This is a genomic window from Leptolyngbya cf. ectocarpi LEGE 11479 (assembly GCF_015207065.1).
Classification (GTDB): Bacteria; Cyanobacteriota; Cyanobacteriia; order Phormidesmidales; family Phormidesmidaceae; genus Leptothoe; species Leptothoe ectocarpi.
Map to the genome: position 1 here is coordinate 1 of NZ_JADEXP010000512.1, position 3,140 is coordinate 3,140.

General features: G+C 50.2%; 3 protein-coding genes and 1 pseudogene. 3 read left to right on the top strand and 1 reads right to left on the bottom strand.

Going from position 1 to position 3,140, the window contains the following annotated elements:
• The 3 genes and pseudogenes from IQ260_RS29205 to IQ260_RS29215 form a co-directional block, all read left to right on the top strand.
• Nucleotides 1-149: pseudogene (locus tag IQ260_RS29205) on the top strand (photosystem II D2 protein (photosystem q(a) protein)); the annotation flags it as partial.
• Nucleotides 133-1,512, top strand: a complete 1,380-nt coding sequence (gene psbC, locus IQ260_RS29210; protein ID WP_193996574.1) for a photosystem II reaction center protein CP43 — start codon at nucleotides 133-135, stop codon at nucleotides 1,510-1,512. The pseudogene IQ260_RS29205 and the gene psbC, both read left to right, overlap by 17 nt.
• Nucleotides 1,513-1,799: 287 nt before the next feature.
• Nucleotides 1,800-2,228, top strand: coding sequence for a pentapeptide repeat-containing protein (locus tag IQ260_RS29215; RefSeq protein ID WP_228016543.1), 429 nt, complete (start codon nucleotides 1,800-1,802; stop codon nucleotides 2,226-2,228).
• 1 nt (nucleotide 2,229) lies between these two features.
• Here IQ260_RS29215 and IQ260_RS29220 read toward each other — a convergent pair whose 3' ends face one another.
• Complete coding sequence (locus IQ260_RS29220) at nucleotides 2,230-2,886, bottom strand: riboflavin synthase (RefSeq protein ID WP_193996576.1); 657 nt, start codon at nucleotides 2,884-2,886, stop codon at nucleotides 2,230-2,232.
• Nucleotides 2,887-3,140: the final 254 nt, after the last annotated feature.

Here is a 3,140-nt window from a genome sequence, read left to right on the forward strand (position 1 = left end):
GAGCAGCGGAAGACCCCGAATTCGAGACGTTCTACACCAAGAACATTCTGTTAAACGAAGGTATTCGTGCGTGGATGGCTCCTCAGGACCAGCCCCACGAGAAGTTTGTATTCCCCGAAGAGGTACTGCCACGTGGTAACGCTCTCTAGTAATTACATTTCGGGTCGTGACCAGCAATCCACAGGTTTTGCCTGGTGGTCTGGTAACGCTCGTCTGATCGATCTTTCCGGTAAGCTGCTGGGTGCCCATGTGGCCCACGCTGGTCTTATCGTTCTTTGGACTGGTGCGATGACCCTGTTTGAGGTCTCCCACTTCGTCCCCGAAAAGCCCCTTTATGAGCAGGGCTTTATCCTACTTCCTCACCTAGCTACTTTAGGCTGGGGCGTAGGTCCTGGTGGTGAAATTGTTGATACATTTCCCTACTTTGTCGTTGGTGTACTTCACCTAATTTCTTCTGCAGTTTTAGGTCTAGGCGGTGTTTATCACGCTGTTCGTGGTCCTGAGACGCTTGAAGAGTATTCCAGCTTCTTCCAGCAAGATTGGAAGGATAAGGATCAGATGACCAATATCATTGGTTATCACCTGATTCTGCTGGGCATTGGTGCGCTGTTACTTGTATTCAAAGCCACTTTGTTTGGCGGTGTTTACGATACCTGGGCGCCTGGTGGTGGTGACGTGCGTGTCATCACTAATCCCACCCTTGACCCGGCTGTCATTTGGGGCTATCTGGTTGGCGCACCCTTTGGTGGTGACGGCTGGATTGTCGGTGTTGACAGCATGGAAGACATCATCGGTGGCCACATTTGGATCGGTTTGATCTGCATCTCCGGTGGTATATGGCACATTCTGACCAAGCCGTTTGGCTGGGTCCGTCGTGCCTTTATCTGGTCCGGTGAAGCTTACCTTTCCTACAGTTTGGGTGCGTTGTCCATGATGGGCTTTATCGCGTCCTGCTTTGTGTGGTTTAACAACACTGCTTATCCCAGTGAGTTTTTCGGCCCGACTAATGCTGAGTCCTCCCAGGCCCAGGCCATGACCTTCTTGGTGCGTGACCAGCGGATGGGTGCCAACATTGGTTCGGCTCAAGGTCCTACTGGCCTTGGTAAGTACCTGATGCGCTCTCCGACTGGTGAGATCATCTTTGGTGGTGAGACTATGCGTTTCTGGGACTTTGATGGTCCTTGGCTATCTCCCCTGCGTGGTACTAATGGCCTTGACCTTGACAAGCTCAAGAATGATATTCAGCCTTGGCAGGTACGTCGTGCTGCTGAGTACATGACTCACGCTCCTAACGCGTCTCTGAACTCTGTGGGTGGCGTTATTACTGAGATTAACTCTGTTAACTTTGTAAACCCCCGTCAGTGGCTGTCCACATCTCACTTCGTTCTGGGTTTCTTCTTCTTGGTTGGTCACCTATGGCATGCGGGCCGTGCTCGTGCTGCTGCTGGTGGCTTTGAGAAGGGACTTGACCGTTCGAACGAGCCAGTACTGGGCATGGACGACCTAGACTAAGCTCTGGTCTGATATTGCTTAGAAAGGCCTCCGCTCTAAGGCGGAGGCCTTTTTGTTATTAATATCAAGCAACGGGGCGTGGGACATCAGCCCCTAAATCTCTCAGATCATGCTCTGGCAGTAGTTGGGAGTCTTTGAGGAAGCCCGCACCCTAATCTTTGATTGGGCGTCGGGAGGATGTCACAATGCATGGTGAGTACTGTTGCGATCGCTAAGTTATGAGGTATTTAAGCTCCGTTTGTTGGAGACGCTGGTTACTGAGCTGCCTACTGGTCGGCGTCACTTTGTTGAGTGGGATACTTCCAGCCCAGGCTGCCAACTTTGACCGGCAGAGTCTGCGACAGCAAAGTTTTGCTGGACAGGACCTGCGCGGCAATAATTACACCAGCACCGACATGGCTGAGACCGACTTAAGTAATACCGATCTGCGCGGTGTACGTCTCTTTGATACAAACTTGACGGATGCCAATCTAGAAAATGCGGATATGACCGGAGCCACGCTAGATGGGGCTCGGTTTATTAGAGCTAATCTGAAAAACGCTATCCTTGAGGGCGCGTATGCATTCAGTACAGATTTTCGTCGAGCCGATATCGAAGGGGCTGACTTTACCGATGTGGATCTAGATGTAAAAACGAATGACATGCTGTGTGAAGTGGCCACAGGCACTAATCCGGTGACAGGGCGGGCAACTAAAGAGACGCTGTACTGCCCTTAGCCTAGCCATAACCATTTTCAGCCAAGAAATCTAAGGAAATATCTGCTTGGGTTTCACGACCTCCCATGTTGGCGAAACGCTCTACATACTTACCTAAGATATCGCCTTCTAAGTTGACCGGTTCGTTAGGCTGCAGATATTGCAAATTTGTTTCGTCATAGGTGACCGGAATAACGGCCACCTTAAACCAATCCCCGGAAGCACTACAGTCAGCCACCGTCAGACTAATCCCATTAACGCTAATGCTGCCCTTGGGCACAATATAGCGAGCCACGTGATGTGTGGGGATTGTAAAGCTGATTTCCCAGGCACTATCGGTTTTGATAATCTCACCGACAGCCCCTTGACCGTCCACATGCCCCGTCACAAAGTGGCCGCCAACTTTGGCCCCCACCCGCAAGGAGGATTCCAAATTGACCGGGCGATGGATGGGAATATGGCCCAATGTTGAACGGCTGAGGGTTTCAGGAGACGCCGTAGCGATAAAACCCATGGGTAAAACCGTAGCCACCGTTAGACAGACACCGTCTACAGCAATGCTATCCCCCAAAGCAATGTCTGCCATGATGGAGCCACAGGGCTCAAGGCAGTTAATTTGTAGCCGATCGCCTTCTAAGGTTTGAAGCTTTCCTAAAGCTTGAATTAGTCCAGTAAACACATTCTTATGATGGTGCTAGGGAATGACAGATGGGGTATGACAACCTCAATCTAGAGGATCCAAATCTAACAGTTAATCTGATGGGAGCACCTGCACGAGGGAATATTGATAGGAAATGAGCAAGCGGAGCCTAAGTGAAGATTTCTAGAATCTAAATAAAGATTTTTACGTAATACTGAACAAGCTGGATGGTCTCCTCTAGCTTAGAGATTGAGCCATGATTGATTTGAGGGATAAGTAGTGTAGTGCATATA